The organism is Natronocalculus amylovorans (assembly GCF_023638035.1).
Classification (GTDB): domain Archaea; phylum Halobacteriota; class Halobacteria; order Halobacteriales; family Haloferacaceae; genus Natronocalculus; species Natronocalculus amylovorans.
On sequence record NZ_JAKRVX010000010.1, the window covers coordinates 14823 to 40676 of the forward strand.

General features: G+C 48.9%; 30 protein-coding genes and 1 CRISPR repeat array (1 of these 31 cut by a window edge). Of the genes, 26 read left to right on the forward strand and 4 right to left on the reverse strand.

The genetic code is table 11. The features are described from left to right. The 12 genes from AArcSt2_RS15400 (at position 1) to AArcSt2_RS15455 (ending at position 12782) form a co-directional block, all read left to right on the forward strand. Positions 1-918: a hypothetical protein gene (locus AArcSt2_RS15400; RefSeq protein ID WP_250586016.1), complete on the forward strand. Its 918-nt coding sequence runs from the start codon at positions 1-3 to the stop codon at positions 916-918. Between the two features lies 1 nt (position 919). After that, positions 920-1111: a hypothetical protein gene (locus tag AArcSt2_RS15405; RefSeq protein ID WP_250586018.1), complete on the forward strand. Its 192-nt coding sequence runs from the start codon at positions 920-922 to the stop codon at positions 1109-1111. A gap of 6 nt (positions 1112-1117) precedes the next feature. Next, positions 1118-1375, forward strand: coding sequence for a hypothetical protein (locus tag AArcSt2_RS15410; RefSeq protein WP_250586020.1), 258 nt, complete (start codon positions 1118-1120; stop codon positions 1373-1375). Position 1376: 1 nt separating this feature from the next. Next, complete coding sequence (locus AArcSt2_RS15415; RefSeq protein ID WP_250586022.1) at positions 1377-1823, forward strand: hypothetical protein; 447 nt, start codon at positions 1377-1379, stop codon at positions 1821-1823. Further along, entirely contained in the window at positions 1823-3823 is a 2001-nt protein-coding gene (locus tag AArcSt2_RS15420) for a hypothetical protein (protein ID WP_250586024.1), read from the forward strand. Before AArcSt2_RS15415 ends, AArcSt2_RS15420 begins: the two co-directional genes overlap by 1 nt. Before the next feature lie 240 nt (positions 3824-4063). Beyond that, positions 4064-5230: an ATP-binding protein gene (locus AArcSt2_RS15425; RefSeq protein ID WP_250586026.1), complete on the forward strand. Its 1167-nt coding sequence runs from the start codon at positions 4064-4066 to the stop codon at positions 5228-5230. Then, the gene (locus AArcSt2_RS15430) at positions 5227-6315 is read left to right on the forward strand and encodes a vWA domain-containing protein (protein WP_250586028.1); all 1089 of its coding nucleotides are present in this window, start codon (positions 5227-5229) and stop codon (positions 6313-6315) included. Before AArcSt2_RS15425 ends, AArcSt2_RS15430 begins: the two co-directional genes overlap by 4 nt. A gap of 120 nt (positions 6316-6435) precedes the next feature. Then, positions 6436-6642 carry a hypothetical protein gene (locus AArcSt2_RS15435; RefSeq protein ID WP_250586030.1) on the forward strand — a complete coding sequence of 69 codons (207 nt, stop codon included), beginning with the start codon at positions 6436-6438 and terminating at the stop codon, positions 6640-6642. Next, the gene (locus AArcSt2_RS15440) at positions 6632-7576 is read left to right on the forward strand and encodes a hypothetical protein (RefSeq protein ID WP_250586032.1); all 945 of its coding nucleotides are present in this window, start codon (positions 6632-6634) and stop codon (positions 7574-7576) included. The genes AArcSt2_RS15435 and AArcSt2_RS15440 overlap by 11 nt, the downstream gene beginning before the upstream one ends. Next, positions 7573-9153, forward strand: a complete 1581-nt coding sequence (locus AArcSt2_RS15445; protein ID WP_250586034.1) for a hypothetical protein — start codon at positions 7573-7575, stop codon at positions 9151-9153. The genes AArcSt2_RS15440 and AArcSt2_RS15445 overlap by 4 nt, the downstream gene beginning before the upstream one ends. Then, the gene (locus tag AArcSt2_RS15450) at positions 9150-10988 is read left to right on the forward strand and encodes a hypothetical protein (protein WP_250586036.1); all 1839 of its coding nucleotides are present in this window, start codon (positions 9150-9152) and stop codon (positions 10986-10988) included. Before AArcSt2_RS15445 ends, AArcSt2_RS15450 begins: the two co-directional genes overlap by 4 nt. Positions 10989-11603: 615 nt before the next feature. Then, the gene (locus AArcSt2_RS15455; protein WP_250586038.1) at positions 11604-12782 is read left to right on the forward strand and encodes a Cdc6/Cdc18 family protein; all 1179 of its coding nucleotides are present in this window, start codon (positions 11604-11606) and stop codon (positions 12780-12782) included. A gap of 207 nt (positions 12783-12989) precedes the next feature. Here the strand turns inward: AArcSt2_RS15455 and AArcSt2_RS15460 are convergent, their stop codons facing one another. Continuing rightward, entirely contained in the window at positions 12990-13616 is a 627-nt protein-coding gene (locus AArcSt2_RS15460) for a hypothetical protein (RefSeq protein ID WP_250586040.1), read from the reverse strand. 518 nt (positions 13617-14134) lie between these two features. On the opposite strand from AArcSt2_RS15460, the gene AArcSt2_RS15465 reads away from it, so the two are divergent. From AArcSt2_RS15465 to AArcSt2_RS15480, 4 genes are all read left to right on the forward strand, one after another. Then, entirely contained in the window at positions 14135-14572 is a 438-nt protein-coding gene (locus tag AArcSt2_RS15465) for a hypothetical protein (RefSeq protein WP_250586042.1), read from the forward strand. After that, positions 14553-15188 (forward strand): hypothetical protein, encoded by a 636-nt coding sequence (locus AArcSt2_RS15470; protein ID WP_250586044.1) that lies wholly within the window; start codon positions 14553-14555, stop codon positions 15186-15188. The genes AArcSt2_RS15465 and AArcSt2_RS15470 overlap by 20 nt, the downstream gene beginning before the upstream one ends. Positions 15189-15825: 637 nt before the next feature. Beyond that, a complete protein-coding gene (locus AArcSt2_RS15475) occupies positions 15826-16047 on the forward strand; it encodes a hypothetical protein (protein ID WP_250586046.1) in 222 nt (73 codons plus the stop codon). A 315-nt stretch (positions 16048-16362) separates the two neighbouring features. Further along, positions 16363-17592, forward strand: a complete 1230-nt coding sequence (locus AArcSt2_RS15480; RefSeq protein WP_250586048.1) for a tyrosine-type recombinase/integrase — start codon at positions 16363-16365, stop codon at positions 17590-17592. 95 nt (positions 17593-17687) lie between these two features. Here AArcSt2_RS15480 and AArcSt2_RS15485 read toward each other — a convergent pair whose 3' ends face one another. Continuing rightward, positions 17688-19280: a hypothetical protein gene (locus AArcSt2_RS15485; RefSeq protein WP_250586050.1), complete on the reverse strand. Its 1593-nt coding sequence runs from the start codon at positions 19278-19280 to the stop codon at positions 17688-17690. 211 nt (positions 19281-19491) lie between these two features. Between AArcSt2_RS15485 and AArcSt2_RS16885 the strand changes: the two genes are divergently transcribed. The 9 genes from AArcSt2_RS16885 to AArcSt2_RS15530 are packed head-to-tail and all read left to right on the forward strand — an operon-like array spanning position 19492 to position 22687. Beyond that, positions 19492-20301, forward strand: coding sequence for a PadR family transcriptional regulator (locus AArcSt2_RS16885; RefSeq protein WP_250586052.1), 810 nt, complete (start codon positions 19492-19494; stop codon positions 20299-20301). Next, a complete protein-coding gene (locus AArcSt2_RS15495) occupies positions 20298-20573 on the forward strand; it encodes a hypothetical protein (protein ID WP_250586054.1) in 276 nt (91 codons plus the stop codon). Before AArcSt2_RS16885 ends, AArcSt2_RS15495 begins: the two co-directional genes overlap by 4 nt. Further along, complete coding sequence (locus AArcSt2_RS15500) at positions 20570-20992, forward strand: hypothetical protein (RefSeq protein WP_250586056.1); 423 nt, start codon at positions 20570-20572, stop codon at positions 20990-20992. Before AArcSt2_RS15495 ends, AArcSt2_RS15500 begins: the two co-directional genes overlap by 4 nt. Further along, positions 20989-21192: a hypothetical protein gene (locus AArcSt2_RS15505; RefSeq protein ID WP_250586058.1), complete on the forward strand. Its 204-nt coding sequence runs from the start codon at positions 20989-20991 to the stop codon at positions 21190-21192. The genes AArcSt2_RS15500 and AArcSt2_RS15505 overlap by 4 nt, the downstream gene beginning before the upstream one ends. Next, positions 21189-21494, forward strand: a complete 306-nt coding sequence (locus AArcSt2_RS15510) for a hypothetical protein (protein WP_250586060.1) — start codon at positions 21189-21191, stop codon at positions 21492-21494. Before AArcSt2_RS15505 ends, AArcSt2_RS15510 begins: the two co-directional genes overlap by 4 nt. Then, positions 21487-21735: a hypothetical protein gene (locus AArcSt2_RS15515; RefSeq protein WP_250586062.1), complete on the forward strand. Its 249-nt coding sequence runs from the start codon at positions 21487-21489 to the stop codon at positions 21733-21735. Before AArcSt2_RS15510 ends, AArcSt2_RS15515 begins: the two co-directional genes overlap by 8 nt. Continuing rightward, entirely contained in the window at positions 21732-22115 is a 384-nt protein-coding gene (locus tag AArcSt2_RS15520) for a hypothetical protein (protein ID WP_250586064.1), read from the forward strand. The genes AArcSt2_RS15515 and AArcSt2_RS15520 overlap by 4 nt, the downstream gene beginning before the upstream one ends. Further along, positions 22116-22538: a hypothetical protein gene (locus AArcSt2_RS15525; protein ID WP_250586066.1), complete on the forward strand. Its 423-nt coding sequence runs from the start codon at positions 22116-22118 to the stop codon at positions 22536-22538. It begins immediately after the preceding gene. Then, positions 22535-22687, forward strand: a complete 153-nt coding sequence (locus AArcSt2_RS15530) for a ribbon-helix-helix domain-containing protein (protein ID WP_250586068.1) — start codon at positions 22535-22537, stop codon at positions 22685-22687. The genes AArcSt2_RS15525 and AArcSt2_RS15530 overlap by 4 nt, the downstream gene beginning before the upstream one ends. On the opposite strand, the gene AArcSt2_RS15535 is transcribed toward AArcSt2_RS15530, so the two are convergent. Both AArcSt2_RS15535 and AArcSt2_RS15540 read right to left on the reverse strand, forming a co-directional pair. Then, positions 22679-23110, reverse strand: a complete 432-nt coding sequence (locus AArcSt2_RS15535; protein WP_250586070.1) for a DUF8160 family protein — start codon at positions 23108-23110, stop codon at positions 22679-22681. The genes AArcSt2_RS15530 and AArcSt2_RS15535 overlap by 9 nt on opposite strands. After that, positions 23107-23877 carry a ParA family protein gene (locus AArcSt2_RS15540; RefSeq protein ID WP_250586072.1) on the reverse strand — a complete coding sequence of 257 codons (771 nt, stop codon included), beginning with the start codon at positions 23875-23877 and terminating at the stop codon, positions 23107-23109. The genes AArcSt2_RS15535 and AArcSt2_RS15540 overlap by 4 nt, the downstream gene beginning before the upstream one ends. Before the next feature lie 131 nt (positions 23878-24008). Between AArcSt2_RS15540 and AArcSt2_RS15545 the strand changes: the two genes are divergently transcribed. Then, positions 24009-24368, forward strand: a complete 360-nt coding sequence (locus tag AArcSt2_RS15545) for a DUF6788 family protein (protein WP_250586074.1) — start codon at positions 24009-24011, stop codon at positions 24366-24368. Positions 24369-24784: 416 nt separating this feature from the next. After that, positions 24785-25854: direct repeats of the CRISPR family, unit length 30 nt; unit sequence GCTTCAACCCGTCTACGGTCCTTCTGTAAC (it continues 1917 nt past the right edge of the window).

Here is a 25854-nt window from a genome sequence, read left to right on the forward strand (position 1 = left end):
ATGAACAGATATGCATACACGCTTGCATTGTTGATCCTCACGCTCTGCATCGGGCTTGGTGTTGCGATCGGTAGTGGAGCTGCGTCATCAATCACTGCAGTAGATGACGATCATGGACTCACTGAACCGGAAACAATCGATCAGTTCGATGAGATTGGTGTTGCACAGGCGAGTGTTGATCAACCCATGGTCTCACTGACAATCGCTGATCGGGCCGAAGATGTTGAGCTCGATCGCGGCCTGCTCGATAGCGATGCGACTTCGACATACCTCAGAGTTCAGTACAACGAATCCATCGATCGGGAACTCCGTGTCTTCATCCCTGCGGAATATTGGCACCCGGTTTCCGCTGAAATAGACGCGGAGAATGCGGAGGTTACGGCAGAGATGCGACCGACTGAAGATGGACGATATACCGCGGTCACAGTTGAATTTGAAGAACAGACGGATGCTGTATTCGACGTTCCGAAGGAGGCTTCATTCGTCTTTTGGACTCGCGATCGTTCACGTGATATTATCAATGAGACGTTCGGCTATGAGCCGCCACAGCTCTCAACAGGGGGCGAATGGCAGTATATCGACAGTGGCGAGCTCGCAACCGAGCAAACAATCCCGATCGATACCTCACAAGGAGCAACGATTCAGTATAACGATCGCGTTGAGAGCGCGAACGAATCAGACGACAATTGGCTCTCCGTACCGAGATGCTCTCGAGCAGGTGCAGCAGTCTGTACCTACACCGTTGATGGAGACGCAGACACGACATATCTACTGACGCAGACAAGCGATCCACCACAAGTTCGGTACAAAGCTGGGGATGATCCGGTTGAAGCAGGCTCGTCGATTCTTCGAGACCTCCGATCGATCCCTGATCGCGTCTGGGGCGATCTGCAGTCACTGTTCACACGAGGTGGATAACATGGGTATTCCAACATCAATCACGGGCTGGATTGCACTCTTTGGTGTCATCGTGTTCATCATCATTGCGCTATATGCGACCACAGCCTGGACGATCGTCGTCGGTGGGCTCTTACTGATCCTTGGTGGCTACATCGCGTATGTGGTGTTGTATAGAGTCGATCGGCTACTGAAACACGGGAGCTTACGGTGAATTGAGATGATGACGATTATAATAGCACTAGCAGCGATTGGTATCGCACTCTTACTGTGGCATTTCTTCCCCGAGACGATCGATCGCTGGTTCCGTCACTTTATGACGGCTCGACAGATCTTCTGGGGGCTCTTTTCAATCTTAGTTGCGTTTGTGTTCATTGGGACCGGCTCAACGACACTCGTGCTGCTTGGAGCCATGATTCTGATTGCACTGACACTGACGATCGTGATCGAAGATCCATTTGAACTTGGAGGGATGTAGAATGCACAGCCCACGAGAACAGCTGTTAGACAAATACGAATCTGTCGAAAACGAGGAGTGGATGGCAGAGCCAGAAGCGGTCGAAGCCGTCGAAGACGAGCTTGAATCGATCGAAGCAGAGCTGATGGATTTGACGTCTCATGGTGCGTTCCGTAAGTATCTGGTACGCTACATCAAAGAGGAGAAGCGACGCTACAAGCAGGGCGATGTTTCTGAGCCGCTCTGTGATTGTGGCGACATCTATTGTGATCTAAGGCGTGGGACGCTGCCTGCAGCCTTCCGATCGGGAGGCATCGACTCCGATTCGATCGACGAGTTCCTCCTCCAGCACGAGGGAGACGGCCGAGTGCTAACGGATGCACACAAACACTACTCGAAACAGCTTGGCGAGCTCAAGACGCGGCTGCGTGTCGTTCATCGAAAGCTTATCGAAAACGGTGATCACTGATGCGGACATCTAAGCGATTTGGCGAGCACATCCAACAGAAACAGAAGCGAAAGCGACTCGTAAAGATCGATGAACGGATTCGGGAAGCGATCGAGATTGGGAATCGTGCACTTTCTGACGGTGACATTGAGAAAGCCGCTCTAACAATGGATCAGGTAATCCTTCCAGCGCTCAAAGAGCGTGAGGGACATCTACACTGGCGAGGATTCAACAAGCGGCTTCGAAACAACGACACACATGAATGGCACTGGGACTCGCTCAAACGGTTTGTTGATGATTCAGACTATTATATTGAGCAGGTTACTGGAGACAGTGTCAGTCCACGAAGCCAGCCAGTTCGACGGACGATCCAAGCCTTCGAAAGCGTCGAAGCAGTTTGTGCGATGCTTGGAATCGTCAAAGACGAGATGCGGAACTACGCAAAAGCAACCGGCTACTCGATTCAGACCGGTGTTCTCTACAAGACATACGAGTTCAATCACGATCGCGAAGTCTCGATCGTCTCGAGGAGCTCTGGACTGACCAAAACACTGTTCAACGGCGAGACTGGTGAGGGGAAATCTGCATCAATGAGTGCGGACGTCGAAGACAGGTATAACACTGGGTTCAAAATTGTGGATATTGTTGACACAGACGAGTTCGAGAACGCAGTATACGACATCCCGCAACAACAGAACGTTCTACGGCGTGTCCGTGAAGATATGGGACTTCCTGTGGATTTCACAGAGTCATCCGACTACAAAAAGCCACAAATTGAGGTGCTTGCTCCAATGACTCCCGCAGTCACCGATCACCGACTCCCTTATAATATGGATTCCGATGAATTTGTAATCAGACCATTCACGATCCCGGCAGCAGACCTGTCGAAGCGAGCACTGCTTGGATTTATGGGATCAGTTGTGACGAAGCAGCAAGGCGTCGCGATCGGCACAGCATATGAAGCACTCCGAGATGACAAAGATGACTGGACACTTCGAGATCTCGCGAGTTATGTTGATCACCTGGAGGGGCTTGCAGACAATTTCAAAGCTCGGATCCGAAAACTGCTGGCAACGCTCCAATCAAAGGGATTCATTCGCGATCGCGACTGTCCACATGCGCTCAATTGGGAGGATATCTTCCGCGATACAGAGACAATTACAGTCTTTTCGCAGGCACTGATGCGCGAACGAGAGGATAAACTGATGGTAATCGCGTATCTCACTCGATCGCTGTATCACGCTCGGAAGTTCCATCGTGGACTCCCTGATTGTGCCGGCGTGTTTCGAGAACTACACGAGATTGTCGGCCACCAGAACGCTCGATCGGATGATGAGCGAGAGAAAGCGATCCAACAGGGAATCAAGACAGAACTCGGCTATATCATGCGGAAAAACCGGCATGAAGGACTAGAGTTACTCTGTGACACCCAAGACTTCACTGACTTGGATAAGAACGTCAGAAAGCGGTTCAACCGGGCAGTATCGTTCCTCACACAAGATGATGCGATCAAAGCCTTGTTCGAGAACGTCTCTGGAAACAAGGCCATGTACCATGATTACGGGAACACTGTTGCTCGGAACTTTGGAAAGGGTCAAGGGACGGTATTCGGGAAGACTGGCCCAAATGCGGACGGCTCAACTCCATTCTTAACTCCAGTGCATTTTGCCCCACCATCATGGCACGTGTTGGACACAGATGAGGCTGATGACGGCCTCATTGCACGGACAATGTTCTACGATCGGGAAGAGCTTCGACGTCCACAGTGGAACACAGACATTCCTGACCGACTCAAAGTGCCAGAAGACAAAGACGAGGAAGAAGATCGCCGCCCACAACAGAGCGTCAAAGATCTTCATCGAGACGAAGCTCGGCGACGAGCCCGTAATGGTGAAACGGTCCGGAGTATCCGCGAAAACATCCCGAACAACCCACGAACAGAGAACCCGTATTCCACCAGTACGATCCACGGGTGGATTAAAGACATAACCCCAGATTATACAGTCTCATCAGAGGCATAACCTTCGAAGCAGTAGCAAAACACAAGACACAGACCACCGCGTGCGGGGTTGTTCGTTCGTTCGCTGGTTTTGGCCCGCTACCCTCGCCTCACGTTGCTGAACAACGCGCGTGTTCGGCTGGCGCGTTCAAATACCGAATATCAGAGAACGATTTCGCTCCTGCGTGCGTGCAAATTTTTGCTGTTCGTGCACACTCAGCGCGCACTGCGTGCATCGATCGACAAAATCACAACCACATTCATGGACGTTCAAATTATCACAGAAGCGATACGATCGGGGGCGACACGATCGTCAGAAATTGCAGCGTTTGCGGATCTCGATCCCTCAACAGCCCGTCGGTATCTCAAGCAGGCATGCGAAGACGATTCAACGGATATTGTGCGTGCAAAAGCATCCAGCGGGACGGGATATGTCTATGCGATCGAAGAGACACAAGCCGAGGAATCAGCGGCTGAAATGCCAGTCTTTGGCGATCGAGACTACGCGTGGGAACAGTTTGTCCCAGCACCGAGTGACACCACGTACGTCGAGACCGACGGTGAACTGAGCGATATCGAAGCGATCGTCGACTCCAGGCATGACACTGGACAGTTGCCGAGGTTCAGACTGTCAGGACCACCCGGAACCGGGAAAACGACACTCGCACGGTCGATCGCAGCCGAGCGGCAGTGGCCGTTCTTCACGATCCAATTCACCGCGTCAATGCGCGATTCTGAACTCTTCGGTAGTCCGCACATTATTGGCGGTGATTCAGTCTGGGTTGACGGTCCACTCGTGAAAGCACTACTATGTTCACAGGTTCGTCCGACTGTCGTGGTACTCGATGAAGTGAATCGAGCCCCATTTCACCGAAAGTCTTCACTCCAGAGCGTGCTGGATCACCGTGCACACGCGACCCTCCCACTTCGAGGAGGCGAAGTAATCGACGGAGCAGCTGAGGACTTTGTGACGATCGCAACGATGAACGAAGGGAGTGAATATGAAGCATTCCCGATCGATCCCGCGGAAAAACGCCGTCATGGAAACACATGGGAGATCCCGTTCTTGGGATTAGTGGACGTCGATCGAGAAGTAGAGCTGCTCGTTGGTGCAACCCCGGTCAACTACGAGCTCGCACGTGTGTTCGTCCTTGCAGCCAACGAAGTTCGAGAGCTGGCACTGCATGATGAAACCTCGCCAATCCAGAAAGGAATCGCGACGTCGACGCTCTTAGAGTGGGCGAAGACAACGATCGCATACCATACACGCGATCGTCCTGATCCAGTCGCTCGGGCAGCAAAAACTGCCGTCGTCCGGCCACATTACACTGACTACGCTGCCGAAGAAGTGCAAGCCGTGTTGTTGGATACACTCCGCTCGAAGCATCAAGAACAGAGACAACAGGCGAAAAGAGGTGTCCAACCATGATTGATGATCGTTCAAGGCTCCTCTTTGAGTGGTTAGACGGTGCCATCGTTGATCAAAACAATGATAGTGAGCAGTCACAAGATGATCAATCTGACCCAAAACAGGAGGACGAGTCTACAGACGACGATCTCGGGCTCGAGCTTCTGCTTGCGGATGCAGGTGATAGAAGTAACGATGATGAAGAGATTGATGAGTCTGAATTAAATGATAGTGGAGTCGGTGGCTGGGAAGATAGCGATCGACACGTCGACGTCCCGTGGAACGATTCACTTGATGAGCGTGACGATCGTATCGACAACTACCGTGGTGATGCACCACATAGAGATGTCCGTTTATATCTTCGTGAGAGTGGCCTTATTGACGATATCAAGTCCGAGCTCAACTCGATCGGTCAGGGTGAAGAGGACATGACGGATGAAGACGGCTCAGTGTTGGACATGCGAAACGTCACGCGACTGCTTGCCGGAGATACGACCGTTAAAGATTACTACAGACGTCGGAATCCAACGCCCCGTGGAGATCTCGCTGTTGGCATCTCGATCGACATGTCCGGCTCAATGAGTTCATGCGAACTAGATGCAAAAGCTGCAGTTGGTGGATTTCTATTCGCTGTCCAGGAAAATGGTGGGGCAGTCGTGGCAAATGCATGGCGTGGATCGAGCTCACAAACAGAGATTGAGTTACTTACAGGCCCGCACGAACCATTTCGTTGGTCTCATCTCGATGCCACAGAGCCAGGCGGTCAGGATCCGATCGCTCGGGGAATGTTCGAATGTGGCCAAATGTTAGCGCAGACGCGCCCGCGTGAGAAACTTTTGCTCGTGATTACGGATGGGAAACCCAACGTCCAATCCAGAACGCAAGGAGTCTACGACTCAGTCATTGATGAAGCGCAAGCAACGGTCGACGAGCTGCGATCGATGGGCCTGATGGTTGTCGGGCTTGGGTTTGGGAATGCTCGAGAGAGTAATCTTGTATCGATCTTCGGCAGAGAATTCACGTACATTGTTTCGCTCGAAGACCTTGCAGTCGAGTTCGTGCAGTGCTACGAAGAGCACAATCAACCCAATCTGCTGACGGCCTAACCATGTCACAAACACAACACACCGATCGACCGCCACCGACAGGTCTCTCTTTTTCGACTTGCAGTATAGAATTTCAACAGTAACTCTATAGAATAAAACTCGTTATGCAGAGTGATTACGATGGTCGACGAGACTGACGTCTCGTTAACCACAAACGGCAATGGCGCACAGGCATATTTCAACACCAATTTACTCGGCGATACGGCATGCCCACTAGATCCCGGTGATCGCTGTCGGGCGATCGCGGTCCAATATGGTATTTTACTCGTCCCAGAGACAGACGAGCGATCGTTTACAATTGAGGTGGTGACAACAGATGACCAATAGTGGTAGATTTCCTCGGATTCGACAGCTCTACGACGTTGCTACGAATCCGAATCGCTACCGAAATGAAGATGAGACCGATCTTGATGAATACGTCTCCCCGAATGAATGGCGTGATACGGCAAAGCCTGGATGGGGCGACCGGATCAAATCTCGCCGTCATACCATCCTCTCGTTTGGATTCATCGGCTTTCTGGTTGTACTTATCATCGGTGTCCATAGCCAGCGATATCTTCCAGAACTCTATGGAAATCCAATACTGAGCGAAGCGATCAAATGGTTGATTGCGATCCCAACGACGTGGGTTCTCGCAACGAAATGGCAGCGGGGACGGATCGCTCGACTCGACCAGCTTCACTTGAAAATCGGTGAGGGGGTCAAATCATACTACGGCGTCCTTGAGTCAGATTCAGATGGAAATTATCTGTTTGTCCCGTTGAAAGGCTTTGACTGGTTTGGTCTTCGTGGACGTCGACTAACGCTTGGAGATCTCTCCGATGATATGGCCGAGGACTTTGCAAAACAGGGTCGACAGCCAGACGATCCCGCCAAAATCAGATTAGAGGATTCAATGTACGCAGTGAAAGAGACGGCACTCGGTGATGTTGCCGTGTCACTCACATCTGGATTACAGATCGATGGCTACGGGAGAGAGTCCGATCTATACACGTCACCTCCGGATATTGCCGATGAAGAGTCCTACAAGCAACTTGCAGTAACACTCGAGAAAGTCGTTGACGAAGTGCAGCACCTTCGAGATGAAGTCCAGGCACGTACTCGACAGCGGAACAAATGGAAGGCGGAAGCCGAGAAAGAACGCCAAGAAATCCGAGATGAAGTGATGAATATTATCGAAAAGACTGGCGAGGCTGGAGTCTACCGATCGGGTCGAAACAGCCGGCCACGAACGATTTCAATGAATGGTGAATCCGAATGAACGTGAATGTTGATCGATTCTGTTCGGTATTCATCGCTGCACTGGTTGTTGCGGTGATGTTATCTATCTCAGTATTCGCGAGTGGGATCGCGATAGCAGATGAAACAAACAATACAACCGCGATCGAGACAGAGGGTGCGATCCTTACTGCCTCACATCTCTCCTATATCGATGAAGAGGTAACAAGACAGCAAGAGGACGATCGTCCGCTCTACATTGCTGCCGACGATCAACTCCGATTGGTTCCACAAAACTTCGCGATGGACAACGTTGAGCGATATGGCGTTGAAACAGATGCTGGAACGCTCACAGTCAACGATGACTTTGGATACTTCGAATTTGACGGCCAAGGAAACACGGGGACGTTCGAGATTTGGTTTGAGGTGGATGAAGAAGTTGAACAAGGGAATGAAACCGTCACCGATCGTGTTCGCTACGAGGCAATTGTCCGTATCGATGAGGCCACTGAATATGAGCATCATCCAGCAGGGACGCTTGATCAACAGCGTGAGGACGCTGCTAATTGGAGTGCATTTGTCTCAAATGTTGAGCGGATCGCAGGTTCAGACGCAGACATGGATGAACAAACCGATCTCGCGATCGCACTTTTAGAGTTCCGATCGAATCCACTTGCAGCACTGACTGGCGACTTTGCGGGTGTGATAATTCTCTTAACGATGACTCCAGGAGGATGGTTCACACTCCTGCTCTTCGCGATGATCTTCGCAGTCTCTACGTACGGCATGCGAAAGCGACTCAACCTATTCGAATCTACAAGCAGTGAACGCGTTCAATTAGATGAGCAACTCTCTGAGCTCGAGCTCAAGAACAAGAAACAAGCGCTGGAAAACATGGATTGGCAAGACATTCCAGGCATGGACGATCGCACCGCACGGGCGTTCCGTGACTCAATGGGTGTCAACCCACTCGAAGGGATCACCCGGCTGCTTGCTGTTGTTAGACCGAATGCACTGGTTCGGGATCGGCTTCTTGCGATGAGTCAATCTGGGTACGTTGCACTTGTTGAACGAACAGATGCACGGACAGACGGAGGGAGTGATAGCGTCGGATCAATAGAGGCTGTTGAACTTGTCCACGCCGATCGAGTTCTCGATACTGAAAAACGCGAAGTTGATGATCTCGAAGATCCGTCTGAAGAACTGATTGCAGCACTTGACTGGAACGATCCAGAGCTGCAAAGCTTCGATTTACCGAATGCTTCGATCGATACAAGCGAGATGCGAACTGAATTGTCAGCTGTTAATTTCGAGGATCTGATGCAGGAGGTACAAGCATCGAGGTTTGACTTCGAGGATGAAGCCGTGTACGGACAATACATTGCAGAGTTCGTTAAATCAGTCCGAGAACACAACTTTACAGATCAACACGGGCGCGTCGATGAAACACGCTATGTGATGAATCAATTTCTACATCTGAGCAATGTGACCGACGACATCTTCGAATTCCCAGTGTTGGATTTCGTTGGCGACGCAGTTGAGCGAGAGCTCATCGATCACAATCCAGTTGAGGAAACTGAACGATACGTGAAAGACGTCGAGGATGGTCGATACTCATGATTGATGGAACCGTACTCCAGACAGACCTCCGGGTATGGCAACTCTCAGCTGCGGCCGTAGTGTTGGCAGCGATCGCCATTGCAGCGGTCGTAATACGGTATTCATCGATATTTGCATCGCTCCCCGAAGAGCAAGCACGAGAAAAGCGGGGATTGATCGGACAACGTGAGGATCAAACCCCACAAACACTCCGCATTCCAGCCGGTGAAGACCCTGAAGACTACCGCGAAGCCATCCGATCGCTGTTCGATCGATCACAAGATATAGATCAAATTCAAGATCGTGCAACGCTCCGTGATGGATTCAAATCCATCCGAAAAGAACTACGGACACTGTGGGGGCAAAAAACAGAGCGTGTGCCAAATCTCTCGCTTGCCTACGCAGAAGAGGCGATCGCGATCGCAGTCTTGGGGCTACTCGCAACCGTAGGACTTGAAACAGTTGAGGAAATATTTGCAACTGGTAGCGCAGATCTATCCCCATCTGTTGTTACCGAATCAGGAATAGAGGCACTCCAAAGCGCTGCTGAAACAGGGGTCTCCACTGTTTCGGCCTTCCCATTTGCTGGTGATATTTGGGCGCTGACGTTTGCTGGTGCTGTCCTCCTCGCGGAGTTTCTCTTCTACAACCCCCTTGTTTCCGCTGTAACACTCGCAGTGTTTGCAGTCCTAATCGGATTCTTAGAACGACAGGTTCCAGAGGCAGTCGATATCGATCTGTTCGATCGGCGATCCCTGCTCGTCGGCGGTATTATCACGATCGCAACAACGTGGCTTGCAGGGGCTATTCCTGCATCGATCGGTGCAGCACTCGGTGCTCCGGTTGGTGGCGCAGTCGTTGGGATGGTCTTCGCAATCGGAGTCTTCAGCCTTGGTGCATGGATTGGGATTGGATTAGCTCGACAACGCATCCAGTATCTCTCTCTAAAGTTGGATGGCCAACCGCAATCGATCGTTGCATACGTGCTGCTGCAGCGACTCAGCATCGCAATCGCAGGGGTACTAATCCCACTTATCCCGATCTACGTGGTCTATCTCTTGATTAGCGGCCGGTTAGTGGCTGTTGTAGGAGCGTATCTTCAAGGCTCACTTCTCATGCAAGTTCTACTCGCGATCGTTGTAGGAACGCTCGTGGCGATCGTTGCATACCAGGTACGAGACACATGGCCAGAGCTCCGAGCAGGATTCGAGGAGACATTTTCGAGACAAGCAATCAAGATTGCGTTCATTGCACGCGGTATTCCGGTCGCGATCGTTGTCTTTGCCGGTCTGGTTGCGTATTCGTTTGCGGTTCCGCTTCCGCTTGTAATTGCAGTTGCACTGTTTGCTGGGCTCGTAACTCGTGGGTCGATCGCGATCGCTGCTCGATTGAAACGCAAATCAGATCTTATTGAACGCGAGCCAGTGACAGCAAATCGGGTGGTGATCTCTGCGTACGTCCTTGAAACAACCAGCGGTGAGGAACGATACTACGCGACGGTCAACACAACCCGACTCGCACACCAGGAGAAGGGAGCGCTTGTCGACGCGATCGTCCAAGCTTCTCATGCATTGTTTGAGGATGGTGATGTCGAACCATCGATCGAACAGCAGTTCGCGATCGATCTGTTCGAATTAGGGGTGACAGACATCAATGAAACAAGAGTTCGGTTATACGAACGAGCTCGCTTGATCTGTAACCGCACATTCTCGAAGCGTGGAAAACGAGTTGAGAGCGAGACATTAGAACAGCTGCTCTCGAAAGACGTTCCAGAGCCAATCTATCGATCGTATCTTTCGCGAAGACTCAACCAACAAGAGCTGCGGCATCGAGACGGCTACTACGCGATCGTGTAGGCTTGATCAGAGACTCCTTTTCATTACTTGTTTGACTAACCAACACAATCATACCGTTTACTACCTTTGTTGGTTAGCTGTAATACTTGGGTCAGTAGGAATTAATCGATAACTGACTCTCGTACAGGGTTTCAAGCCGATCGTATTTTCTATGATGCTCTCTGAGTGTATACAACGCACCTCGATGCCGTTGTAACAGGGGGAGACACACACCTCTTTTCACGAGCTAATACCACAAAATCCGACAGGTACCTCACGAGTGAAATCACCGGAAAGAACGGCGTCAGACACACCTCTTTTCACGAGTTACCACGTCCAAACATGCAGTAGAGACCGTCTATAACTGGTATCAATATGAGTGAATGGAGGACACACACTCCTCTTTTCACGAGTTACCTTTCACGAAGTGGTGATTAACTCCATCATTCCGGCGAGAACAAGAAACAAAAAACTCGTTTAAAGTTCACAAGATCTAGACTAGTCTCTTTTCTATTTTAACTCGTGAAAATAGGTGTGTGTGTGTGTTTATAAACTATATAAACAGAATTGAACACATGAAGCTCGTGAAGCTCATGAAGCGAGGGTTTTATATTGGTTTGTGAAAACAGACTGGTAATGGGGCTAGAGAGTTTCACCCGCAATGACCCTATTTTCGCTGACGAGTCTGTCCTCCGTGATAACTACCGACCAACAGAGCTGATCGAGCGTGACGCAGAACTATCTGCATATCAGTCGGCGCTGCGACCTGTTATCAATGGAGCACCACCAAAGAATATTTTTATTTACGGACAAACCGGCGTCGGCAAGACGTTAGCAACGCGACTTGTCTCAGATCGTCTGCTTGAAGACCAGCGACAGTACGACGATCTGGAAATTAAGATCGTCTCGCTCAATTGTAAATCGGTTAATTCGTCATACCAAATTGCGGTGAACCTCGTAAATACGTTTCGTGAGCCCTCAGACTATATTCCATCGACGGGCTATCCCCCAAGCCGAATCTACCAAATGTTGTGGGATCATCTCAACGCCTTGGGTGCCTCACACCTACTCGTGATCCTAGACGAGATTGACTCGATCGGTACCAACGACGATATTCTCTACGAACTCCCACGAGCTAATGACAACGAGCACGTTGACGACACCTACATTGGTGTGATTGGTATTTCGAACGATTTCACGTTTCGAGACAATCTGAGCGCACGGGTGAAAGACTCGCTGTGTGACGAAGAACTACATTTCCCGCCGTATGACGCCAACAACCTTCGGCATATTCTCGAACGGCGAGCTGAGAAAGCGTTTCGTGAAGGCGTCCTCGAAGAAGGTGTGATTCCGCTGTGTGCTGCACGGGCAGCCAACGAATCAGGATCGGCACGAATGGCGTTACAACTTCTCTACAAAGCTGGTGACTTGGCTCGGCAGCGCGATGCCGTGAGCGTCTGCGAAGCGTTCGTGGATGAAGCTCGCCAACTGCTTGAAGAAGGCAAAATCAAAGATGAACTCGCTCGCCTACCGGTTCACTCGAAGGTCACACTCAGAGCTTTGACTAATTTGCACAAAGCGGGTGAAACACCAGTCAAGCGCCGAGATATTTACGCACTGTATCTCAAACTGTGTGACGAGATCGGCAGCGATCCTGTGACCGATCGGACGATTCATGATCGAATCAGTCAGCTGCGACAGAAAGGATTCGTCGAAGCTGACGAACGAAACGACGGTATTAGTGGCGGCAGCTACTATCTGTATGATCTACGGATCATCCCCGAGATGGTAGACGAAGCACTGGATTTGCAGTGAGTTAGCTGTTTTAACTCGTGAAAAGAGGTGTGTGCTACGATCGTACTAGATCCACGTTAGTAGCTAGAGCTCTATTTGATCCAATTGCCATTCACCATCACGCAAATGTACTGATGTCGATCGGTTTGCTGCATTCCATAACGGCGTAAAAAGTTGTTCAACTTGTTTACGGATGTATTCTTGAGACAGATCGCTATTATTTGTTCTTTATATTTCTACCACCGGTGTTCTAATTAAGTCACCCTCTACCGTTGGTTGGTCAAAATGATCACCTGTCATCAACTTATTACCGCTAAAATTACGACATGTTAGTATTACTAACACCTTGGAATCTTTTGTTTGTTCTATATTATCAATATACCATTTTATTAGGGCAATAAGGCCTTGTTCAAAACGGCTTGTTGCGAAGTTAATTGACTCATTTTTTCTGGATTTAGCGGACAGTCTCGTACTCAATGATTCAAGGATACCATGGCGATCAACGCGTGTATATGCTAAATTTCCTGTTTGACTTTCTTGTTCTTTTGCAATAAACCCTGTTGCACAGTAGCGTGCTATAGTGTTCAAACTCCACTTTTTGCCTCTTCGTAGAATTGGGATCTTTGATCTATTCTCAACAAATGAGGGGATCTCAATATGATCGTCCTCTGCTGTTTTCAAGAATTTTTCACATCCAATATGTACGTTAACTATACCATGATCAAACCCCGGTATCGAATCGTGACTTTTTCGCATCGCGTCTTCACGCATATAATGGTATTCTTTAAATGTCTCAATTTCTGAGTTACAGAACCGTTTTGCGTCGTGGATCTCGCGAATGGGGTCACCAAACATATTATTTTATTTACACACTTACGTGTGATAAATCTCACAGCTAGTCGAGAAACAGTAATTTGTAAGCATAGCCTCTATTGAAAATATATCTATCTCTGGCCGATTTGAGACCGGAACACGACCTACCAGGTTAATAGTATATTGTGTCTAGTCGACACTGACACATTTCGACGAAAATAGCGACTACTGGCTGGTGTTGCCACTCACGATTTTCGAACCGGAGTGTAGCCTACTCCCCTAATCTACAGGTCGCATCGCGTGACCACAGCTGCGACCATGACCTCGAAGCCGATCAACGGCTCACCAGCGAACTTCATGCCGAGCCGGAAGGGTGGTCCCTTCGAATTTATCTGCGACCTCGTCCAGCAATCCTATGATGAGTAAGTCATTCTGTGTACGCTTCATCGACTCAATAGAGTTCTACTTCTAATAGTATTTACAGACTTAATTAGTACGTATCTATACACATGTATTGTACATAAAGACTTATTTCCATCAACAGACAATCTAGACTTAGTATGAGTAGAAAATTGGCTGAGGCTTTAGGTGCTTCCAACTCTGAAGATGACCTCCGCCGATTTGAGGAGCTCATGAATCAGGATGTGAAGCCAAAGGAAAGCTTTGAGGAGTTTAGTGAACGCTATTCTCCTGAGAAATCGCGCTCTCCGGAATCTATCAGGAAATCCAGCCTTCCAGAATGTTTAGTCCAAAATTTCTTTAGCCCCATTAATAGAAGAGAATCTCCTATAGATATGATCGGAGATGAACTTGGCATAACCATGGCGAAACATTCCAACATAGATTTGTCCATTGATTCATTAGAACCTCGTCTATATTTGACAGATGATACTGTTGATCCAGAAATATTTAATTCTCCATCGGCGATGTTCAACATCAATATATTTATGAAAGACGAAGATGAACTAAATTCATCTCGTGATCATAGATCTCCCTGATTCGAATATTCTTATTCAAGCAATTGTTTGGGATAATAGTAAAGCGGAAGACTATTTGTACGACATTGTTAGAGCAAAGAGATACGCATATATTCCAAGGTATGTGATTGTTGAGACATATAACAAATCGACTGTAGCTTCAAGCAAGCGGGGCGAAAGTCATTGTTTGGATATGCTAGAATACCTACATAGTCTGGATACAACGTTAATGGCAAATCCAAGAAATGTTCTCGGCCATTCTCGGTTCTACCAATATTATACTGAATGGAATGATTATTCTGTTACACCAAATAACCTTAGTAATGTACGGAATAGTTCGATGGCACTAATTCTAAGTGATATTTTAGATAATTTAGAGCGTAAAGACGCACCTATCTTAGCAGAAGCACATAAAATTTGTCGGTTGTCTGAACCAGCTGTCCTAACCAAACTGGGGGGCCAAAGTGAAGACGATCTATATAAACATCAGGAAGAGATGGTCTTTGCAGCGAAATTGGCTTCTAACAGTATATATGATCTGGATTGCCGGATCCATACTAATGATGAGGATTTTTCGGACGTCGATCCATCACAGATCGGTATTGATAATGTGGTGATTAAAGAAGTCGACCTATAATTGCTATCTGTGTATGTAGATATTGGACTCTTCCTCTTAATCGGCTAATCCACTCCGACAATCGTTAGACATCAATATTCTAATAATGTCACCGGTTGGCGTGCAAGATACAATGCGCATATGTGGCACAAACCATAGAACTCAAATGGGGGTCCGTCTGATCATTAAGTATCAGCGGTTTCAAATTGCTCATACTTCCCGAAAACGACGCGAACGGAGTAAAACCATCACACTGAACAAAAGGAACAGTAGAGCGTGATCACCGACTCATCCTCTGCATCTTGCACGGCTATGTTTGTCGATTTTGAATATCCGTTGTTTCGCTGTCTTCGATAAGAGTCACATGTTAATGCGACTGCCACCGACTAGCGACTGAATGAGTTCGGACGCTTCACACCTACGCTCTCCTCGCTGCGACTTACCAGACTTCAACACTTTACACGCACGCGAGAGACTGGTGCGAAACGTTCAGCGATGAATGGATGCTTCTCTGTGCCAACGGCCTCGACGATCCCGGCAGCGCCGTAGCAACCCCACTCAGCAAAGATGCAAAACGCCTTCCCAAGCTGTCGACTTCGATGCACGAGAGCTGGGCTGGGAGGAAGAGGCCACGATCTACGTCCTCGCTGATCCGGAAATGTTGGATAAACCGACCGGTGATGTGTTTCGTCGCTCACTACGAGTTGCCCTCGAACGGTTGGCTGATCAAGTAATCTTCCCGTTCGACCACATCGACGCCGACCAACGTGGCGGGTGGCTGGTAGCCTGCTTGGAAGATGGCGAGATCAAGAATCCGAAGAAGAAATACAGTGTCGACAGAGGGTCCGATCCAGAGCAGCGAGACTTGAGTTCATTCTAGTAACCTGGCAGCTCTCTGTATCGAGATTTTGATATGTGTGTGCTAATCAGTTGTTTCAGCTGTTGGGCCATGAATTCAAGCTATGCTTATCTAAGGCGTTTCTCGATTAGCTGGACCTCAGCTTTTGTATATCGATATATGATTTACACTACAAGTTACATTATCTACCCATATTTTACTAAATCCATTTGTCTGTAGTAGACAAATGCCTCAGCAGAAGTATTATTAAATTGGAAGATCGACTGAAGATATCGAAAATGCCAAACTCAGAACCCACCCACCACGCAGTTTTAGGGTTACACAGCGGTGATTCACGTGAGTGATCAAATCAACTGGAGCCGAATGTCTCTCGAAGAGCTCACTACATTCTACCACACCCAGATCGAACCCACAATGGAACGCCACGGACTCGATCCGACAACCGATCGGCCGTCTTACAGCTGGCTCACCGAGCACGGATACAGCGGGATCGCGTATACACTCCGAGAACACCACAACCTCACGATCGGCGAGTTTGTAACCCAGGTTGTCGGGGTCACACCCCGGGAGTCAGATGGATACGAGTGGGGGATCGATGATCAAGACACGATCGAGTACTTAGAACAGTACCTCTCCTCCCGAAAACGTCGACACCAACTCGCTGATTCGACGATCGCCTCGAAACGATCGCGACTCGCACGATACGTGCGTACGTATGAAGCACTTCACGGCGATGCTGCGTTAGTTGGACACGTTGAGTCACTCGATACGCAAACCCAAGAGATCACACGGGCAATCGAGGTCTTTGACCAGCTCAACGAAGAACTCAATAGCGATGACTCCAAGCAATCTCACCTGGCTGATCTCAACGACTGGTATATGTGGCTGCAAAACCGGGCGATAGCAGCGTTCAATCCGGCTCCCAACGTCGCCAGTGAATTCAGCAGAGGCTGGAATCCAGACACCGAAACAAAGCCGGCACTGTCTGCTGCACAGATCCGATCGCTTGTCGCTGCAGCAGAGACAACCGACGAGCGCTTTATTGTGACTGCACTCGGTGCTTGGGGGCTTCGTCGTGGTGAAGTCGCAGCGCTCCATGTGTCACAGTTCGTTCCAAACGCGGATCCACCACGAGTTGAGTTCGATGAACGAAAGAATGGACCCTCAGACGTCCAGCTACTCTTCGGCCTGGAGGCATACTACGATCGCGTCGATGAGATGGAGACCTCCGAATGGAACGGGTATCTGTTACCATCTTCAAGTTCGAAAAGCGGACACATCCATCCTGGAACGGTGAACGATCGGTTCCGGCGGATTGCCGATCGAGCTGAAGTTCGCCTCGAAGGAGAAAGACCAACACCACACGCGTGCCGCCGATTCTGGTACAATGCCTATCAGAGTGCTGTTCAGGAATTACACGATCGGATCGAGCCGATTGCTGACGATCAAGGTAGCCGATCGACACAGGTCGTTATTGACGAATATTTGGGAAAAGAGGAAGCACGGCAAGTTCGCCGAGAATTAATGCACGACGCTCTCTCAGAAGCGTTTATTGCTGAGAAATAAGTGTGAACCGCTGTATAAGATAGAGGATGTATACAGCAAGGTGCTCCTGTTGCCTTTATCAGCTGATTGAGCCGATTTCAGAGACTTTTGGTATTTCAGTCATATGCTCTCTCAAATTCGATGAAATTTTGGAGAATATCGAATAAAATGATAATTGACATTCCCCACGCAGCGTGACGGTAAGGGAGATATCCATGGGCAATTTTATTCCGAACATTTTGACCACCAAGATCAACATAACGATATCGGAGATACGCAATCCAAGATTCATCGACCTCCCCTTCAATTTGGTAGAGAAGGCTACCGAACGATCTCCTACCGAGTCCTCCAGTCTCTCCATCTCTGCTCAGGATACTCTTACCATTCTCGGCTGCCAATTCCCGAATCACTGCTTCCAACTGAGTCATCCCTAAATGGACTGCTGCTGAATGATTATGCTCAAACAGATGGATCACAAAATCTGTGAGATAGGCGTGGGTATCTGTTGAGAGTACCTTTCGCTCGTTAATTAGCACGAAGAGATCGCCTTGACTGATGAGCCCTCGGTTTTGAAGCCGGTAGTAGATTGCCTGACGGATGTTTTGTACGAACTGGATCATGGCACCATAGCTTGGTGGGAATTCTGTTGTTCCATCTTCTTGTGAATATGACTCGCCAGCTTCTGTTATCGTCCTTCTTTGGACATGATTCATAATCCCATCTTCTGCTATCTTCTGAGCTTGTTCAATGTCGGGGACGAACATATCATGATTAAGAAGCCACTTGAGGGCGAATATCGCATGTCGTCGTTTCCTATGCTTTCTGAATGATTCGATAAAATCCTCTAATTCTTGATCTAGCTCTTCAATTTCCTCTTCTGATGGCTCATGGACGATCTCTCCCATCTGTTCAATGCTTTTCTTGTTTCCATCTATGAAATCATGTTCCCAAGTTACCCGTTGTTCTTCCCCAATCCACGCGTCACATTCGACTATCGCTTCTTTCGCGCAATTTGCCCGTAGAGAGTTTTTGTTTGTTGATTTGAGTTCGATTATTTCGTCAGCATACGATTTGATGATGGCAGTCCTTGGTATCCCCTTATCAATGCCCTCGTCATCCCGGATCCTGAGATTTATCCGCCAAAGCTTTCGACAAGTTTGGTAGTTCCCTGCTTCACCCGCCTTCTCAGCCTGTTTTTCTATATACTGACTCAGTATATCAATCGCTGTAGTTCCAGATATAGTCTCAATATTCTGTTCAATTTCTTCAAGAATATCAAAACTATGCCCTACTGGTAACGAGTTCTCTTTCTTTTTTTCATTTAGGAACAGTAATCCAAAATATATCTCTGCTTTCAATTCTTCTGTATGATTCAGATCACTCAGTAAAGCAATTCGTTCTACCATTAATGTCGGAAGTAGACTGTCCCATCCCTCTGATATTGCAAGGTCGATTGCGTCTCTAAGATTTTTTTTAGCGAGTTTCGCCCCATTGGGATAATCGTCATTCTCAATCCATCTGGAGAGGCCAACGAGAAACTCGATTAATGGATGTTCAAAATCACATTCTTGAATCTCCTCTCGGAGTTGTTTTGGTGAACGCCCCCAGTCATTGTTCAATTCTCTAATTGAAGATGATAATTCAATATCGAACCGTGAATTTTCTGACCCATTTTCGAGGAGAGACTGTAGCTCTTCAGCAAGACGCATTAGTTATTTCCAAGTAGATACTGTTCACTAATCATGCTACCGCTCAATAAGTACATTCTGCACCCTGTATACAGCACGACGTTTTTGTCATAGCTAAAGGCTTTCAACAGAGCCGCTGATCTCTATATCTCTGAACCAACCCCGCCTTATTTGTCTATTCTATCTAACAATTAACTAAGAGATCGCCAATAACGACGATCTCGAAGCAGCGATGACGCACACCCCAAACAAGACAGACGATAGTTGCAACGCCAATCAAAACATCTCGATCGAGTGGGACGCACTCTCTGGATTTCAACGCGATCTCCTCCGATCGATCGCTCGGCTCCATTCAACAAATACTGAAAAGAAAGGGCTCGCAATTCTTAATGAGCTGAGCGATCGATACGGATCAAAGGTCAACCACGGCCGTCTCTACCCAAATTTGGATACACTCGTTGAGAGTGGGTTGATCGAGAAATCCACACTCGACAAACGAACGAACCAGTACGAACTGACTGACGCTGGCCGATCGCTCTTGGAGCATCACGCACGTGAGGTAATCGAGGAACTCTCAGCGTACTCGATCGACGTTACGGACCGCAATGTCGAGTCTCCACAACCGGCAGTGACTGATGGGGGTCAGAAAGAGTATCCAGAGTGGCTTCCAGAGGCATATGACCCTACTAAACCACTTCGAGACCGGCTCCCGATAATAGCAGATATTGATGGTGGAATTGAGCTCCATGTTTGTGACAATCAGGGAGTAATCGAGATTGTTGGTGGTCCAATGTATTTTGATGAGTATGCAAACGGGACGCTAATCCTCAAAGCAGGAACTGGTAGCACTGTGAGAGACAGTTGGGACTATGAAATTGTTGTGCCTAGCAACTCTGACCACTCTTCTCAACTTAAGAAAGTGAACCCAGATCAAGATGTTGTGGCATATGAAAACACAAAACGAACTCTTCTGAAAAATATCGATGTACGGCTCTATGGCGTTGACGATGATCAGCTTTCCAACTGCGAGAGGAAGCAATGAACCCAAAACACGCCGATCGGCTCACGGTGCTGCATGATGGAGAGGAGATTGAGGTCTTCAATTGGGTCAATATCGAACAACCATCAGTTGTCCGTGGAATCGGTCAAATTGAACAGTTCGACCCCCAGATTGGTGCTGGTGACAGCCCCACTACTCCAGATGCAGTTACTGATTGGGTCGCAGAACTGTTGGACGCAGAGTATCACATCAATGTGGAACGCCTTGGAATAGAAGTTGTTGACGTTGAATCTGAGGAGGTTCACGTTCTATGAGCAGCGATCGGGATGCAAGGCTGAAAGGAGACGAACAGCAACCGTACAGTAAGCGCGATGCAGCTGTGGCTGCCCAGTTCGCAGACCGCAGTATGCCTGGAACCGAGCCGCCATTGATGAAGCTCGCTGTGAGAGCTAGCGCGGTTGCCGTAGATCGTTGGGGTGTGGAGCTTGAAGCGGATGAGCAAGCCCACAGACACTTCAACCATGTTCTTGAAGACACGGTGATAGACACTCTACGACACTACAGCGACGAAGACTCTCACGTAGAGGGTATCACAGAACTCGTGTTCGAGGGTAGGCCAATCAGTAGTTCTGATTTGCTCGATGCCGCTGCGGAAGTGACCGATGTAATCGAGCAAGAGGGAAGGGTCGAACGCAACTCTCCCGGCGGACTTGTTGAGGAGGTCGACCAATGAGTAACAGCGACGACGCGCGGCCTACAAACGACGACTATCAAAACAGCCCGGTCGTTTGTTCGGATTGCGGCGAGATTGTTGTCGTGACCGAACCGGAAGACTGGAAGAATTTAGACGAGCAAGTGACGTTCGAGTGTGGCTGTGAGATCGGTAAGATAGCCGCCGTGAAACCCAGTTCTTGGGGGTTGCAGTTCCTATGAGTTCTGAGCAATCCAGCGACGAAGTCAAACAGGCAAGTGAGGGAATAACCGTCAGCGAGTTGCTTGCTCACTGTGGATCAGCGAACCACGACACGAACGAGACAACGATCCAAGATGCACTCGACGCTCTCGGAGAGGCGCATCCAGCAGTTGCGGGGAATCTCGTCGCACATCTGCGACGTGCGATCGATCGATCAACGGAGTCGGACCGCGGAACGGCGAGTGGGTCAGAGCATCCCGAGTGGCACGATCATCTGAGACTGGCGAAAGAACAGAGCTACGAGGAGGGATACGATGTCTGATAGGCTCGGAGACGAGATCGAACTTGCGGATGCTAACGAAGTCGATCGTGACCCGGTCCTCTCGCTCAGCGAGTGCCCCGAGTGCGGCCCTAACACGCTTGCGACCGTCCGGGTCGAGGACGCGATCTATATCGCATCCTGCTCGTCGTGCGACCACGAAGTACGTGCACCGGTTGTTATCAAAGACGGAACAGAGGTTGTGGCGTTTCAGGAACCAGTTCCCGAGGAGAATACACTATGAGCGAAGGAAACATAACGATACGACAGAAGGCTGCAGCGGAGAGAGAATACCAGAGGGAACGTTCTGACGACAATCCCTTCATAGATATCGTCGACAATCTTCGGGCTGAAGGTCGATCATTTGAGGAAATACATTCTATTATCGACGAAGCCTACGATGCAGTCCAAGAAGCTTGGGGTAAAGAAATCACATTCCTCATCCCTGAATGGGAAGTGACTGCACTCGTCGATGACCAAAGCACACCGAGTGGATACCGCTATAAGACGCACACCCGGACGGCAGAAACTGCCAAAGAAGCCGAGGATAGCGTTGAGGATTGGGTTGGATTCCCTGTTGATCGTGACCAGACTGAGATGATCGGATATGTGGAGGTTTCGTAGATGAGCGGCGATCGCATCTCAGACGATCACCCAACAATTCGGATGACAAACAAGGGTGTTGAAGTTCCAGAAGATCTGATTGGTCGGACAGGAACTGTTGTTGTTGTTCACGCAGATCTTGTTGTGAGACTTCAGTACGCCAGTGATGGTATCCAGGAATACGATCGGAACTTGATTGCATTTCCACCAACCGATAACGACGTCGAGCATCCGATGGTCCCAAACGGCCACCTTCGGATTGATGGAAAGTTGTACCGTGTAATCGACGATCGCGATCTCGACGAGTGCCCTGAATGTGGCTCAGACCAGGTTGCAGCGTGGGATATTCCCCCGAAATGCTATGGATGTGATACCGTGTTGGGCGATAAGTACTCACTCGTCACCGATGGTGGCATCTCTCGTTTTGATGGGAGACAACAATGAGAGCTCATAATGACCGTATCCACGACGAGCGTATCACTGTTCGCCTCCCGGCTGAGCGCTTGAACTCGATCGATGACCGAGTCAAGGCTGGAGAGTATACAAATCGAAGTGAAGCGATTCGAGAGGCACTGTCTAAAATGTCACTCTAATCCGAGTTCTTCCTCGATCGTCGTATCGGACAGTGCCGCTTCGATAAGCGCTGGATAAAAGTCTCTATTCTTCTCCATACCACGGCCGTGTTCGCGTTTATGACGCGCGTTGAGCTCGTCGAATCGGATTCCCATCTCGTTAATGACTGATTCGGGGAGATACATGTTGACGTTCTTTCGATCTTTCACTGACCCTCCTGTTTTATTCTTTGCTGTCTTTGATGTTTTTGACTTCTTTGGCTTCTTTGCTGTCTTTGATCTCTCCTCTGTCTCTGCTACATCTGTATGCTTCTCTGTCTCTGCTGTTTCTGCTGTCTTTGATGTCTCTGATGTATTTTCTGTTTCTGCTGTCTCTGATGGTGATTTAATCCGATCGCGAAGAGCGTTTGCTCGTCGGCTTTTGGATTCGTTATCGTCGCTCATGCTGAGACCTCCTCGATGTGAGCCGCAAGATCGTCATAGACTGCTTCCATGTCACACTCCTCTGTATGCTCAAAGATCGACAGGCCGTTGTTCCACGCTCGCTGGAGCGCAACACGCTTTCGGATCTCAAAGACTGGGACTGCATCACCGAATACATCCCCAAACCACTCTAACATCTCATCTGCTTCTGAGTCCGTGGTTACCTCATTTGCGACAACCGCAAGCTGAGTAATTGGAACATTATATGTCTCACTTAGGACATCGATCTGATCGAATAAGATCTCCATTGCACGAATCGCAGTCGATCGGGTTGGAGCTGGGATGACAAGATTGCGTGCAGCAAGGATCGCGTTATCAGTGATCGGTCCAAGGTTCGGAGGACAGTCAATAATCACGTAATCGTAGTCCGTATCGAGTGCATCCAGCGCCATTCCAAGGCGTTCCTCACGTCGTCGAGCTGTCGTCAGTTCGCCTTCAAGCTTGAACATATCCACGTGGGATGGAACTACATCAAACTCTTCACCGGCGACTATTACATCGTTGATCAACTCTGATTCGCCGATGTTAATGAGCACATCATACATTGAGTTAATATCTGCATCGTAGATATCATCGTATCCAACTCCCTCCGTGAAGTGTCCCTGTGGATCGAGATCGATCCCTAACACCTTGTGACCGCGTGCGGCTAACGCGCCTGCGAGATTGATGCTTGTTGTCGTCTTGCCAGCTCCGCCTTTTTGATTTGTGACTGCAATTCGGAATGTCATTGATGTCTTTGCTCTCCTTGCTATCTTTGATCTCTCTGATGTCAAAACTATATCGATGGCCTGACTGTCATTTTGTCGTGATTGAGCTAACCAACAAAATCATTTTGTGACTAGCTAATGTTGGTTAGTTCATGAGCCAACTCCCTGATCCTCCAACCGATACTCCAAAATATCTTCGAGAAGGCTTGCAGAAACAATCGCCTGAGATATTACGATCGATCGCCGTGTATGCGAGTGCGCTTGCTGATGCGAAAGAGCGAGCGCTCGAAAAAGAACTCGACACACAGGCTGTTGATGTCGATGACGAGACGACACCAGATGGATGGGATGCTAATGAGTGGGACGAACAGCTCGAAGATAGTGATGCACCTACCCGTGCTACATTAACGACAAAGACGATCGACGGTCGAGAGTACTATTATTATCAGTGGCGCGAGGGCGATAAAATCAAATCAGAGTACGTTGCACCGGTCAGTCCATCTGGAAACTAGTGATGCTGATCAAAGCTTAGCGGGGAGGCCGATTCTTTCTCACCGTAACTGAAGTGGTATTTTGTTTTCACCGGAGATTGACCTTCCCGAGGGAATTTATCAGCCCTTTACACAGTAGGTATAAATAGATCGAATTGTCTACTCTCATCATCCACAGGCCGAGAATTTTCCCTGAAACCTAGCTTATTCTCTTAGTCAGAACTACTCACTCGTCAAGCGGATCTATGTGGTGATACGAAATTTGTTGAGTACCCGTTTGACACTCCAGTGCACGTGTTTTATCATACAGACACAGAAATCGAAGTTGCTGAAGATATAGACTACAACAAAGAGTGGTTAAACGAGCAGATAATTAAACTCGGTCGCCTGTACTTGGAAACATCTTCCTCTCTGAGCCGATCGAACATCCACGAGCAGATTTAATCCGACTACGGTCCTTCTGTAACTGCAATCGTTTCAGATGAACCCTTGTGAGTTTGAACCTTCAACCCGTCTACGGTCCTTCTGTAACTAAACCAGTTCGATCGACTCTTTAGTCACACGCATGCTTCAACCCGTCTACGGTCCTTCTGTAACGTAAACTGTTCGCCTGTCGTTTTATCTGTGCCTTTGCTTCAACCCGTCTACGGTCCTTCTGTAACCGGAGGCTGTTGCAGATGACTGACGACAACGACGTGCTTCAACCCGTCTACGGTCCTTCTGTAACTAACATCTCAGTGGATCGATTGCAGAGCACGTTGTGCTTCAACCCGTCTACGGTCCTTCTGTAACGATCTGATTCCTCAATCTCGATCGACTGTCCAACGATGCTTCAACCCGTCTACGGTCCTTCTGTAACGCATCGACATCGTAGCCACGTCCTCGATAGTGCGCGCTTCAACCCGTCTACGGTCCTTCTGTAACTTCGATCGTTCTCGGGTTTTCAATGCCTGGAACAGAGCTTCAACCCGTCTACGGTCCTTCTGTAACAACGCTCCCGTGCAATACGTCCGATGCCGGAGACCAGCTTCAACCCGTCTACGGTCCTTCTGTAACTGAACAAAACGATCGCCGTTATCAATCACAGCTTCGGGCTTCAACCCGTCTACGGTCCTTCTGTAACTATCTGTTGATTATAAATAGTTCAGTTAATCACGCTTCAACCCGTCTACGGTCCTTCTGTAACCCGCTGGGACACACTGAGAGATAACGCACAGGACTTGCTTCAACCCGTCTACGGTCCTTCTGTAACAAGTATCTACTCGTTACGCTCCCTACGCGGTGCGCTTCAACCCGTCTACGGTCCTTCTGTAACTCGATCGGGGACGTGCCGAACTGGCAGGACGATAGCTTCAACCCGTCTACGCTCCTTCTGTAACCGAAGAGCACGAACAACTTCCAACTGGAAGTCTTTGCTTCAACCCGTCTACGGTCCTTCTGTAACCTTCTTACACGCGCTGTAAAGAACGGATGAATGTTTGCTTCAACCCGTCTACGGTCCTTCTGT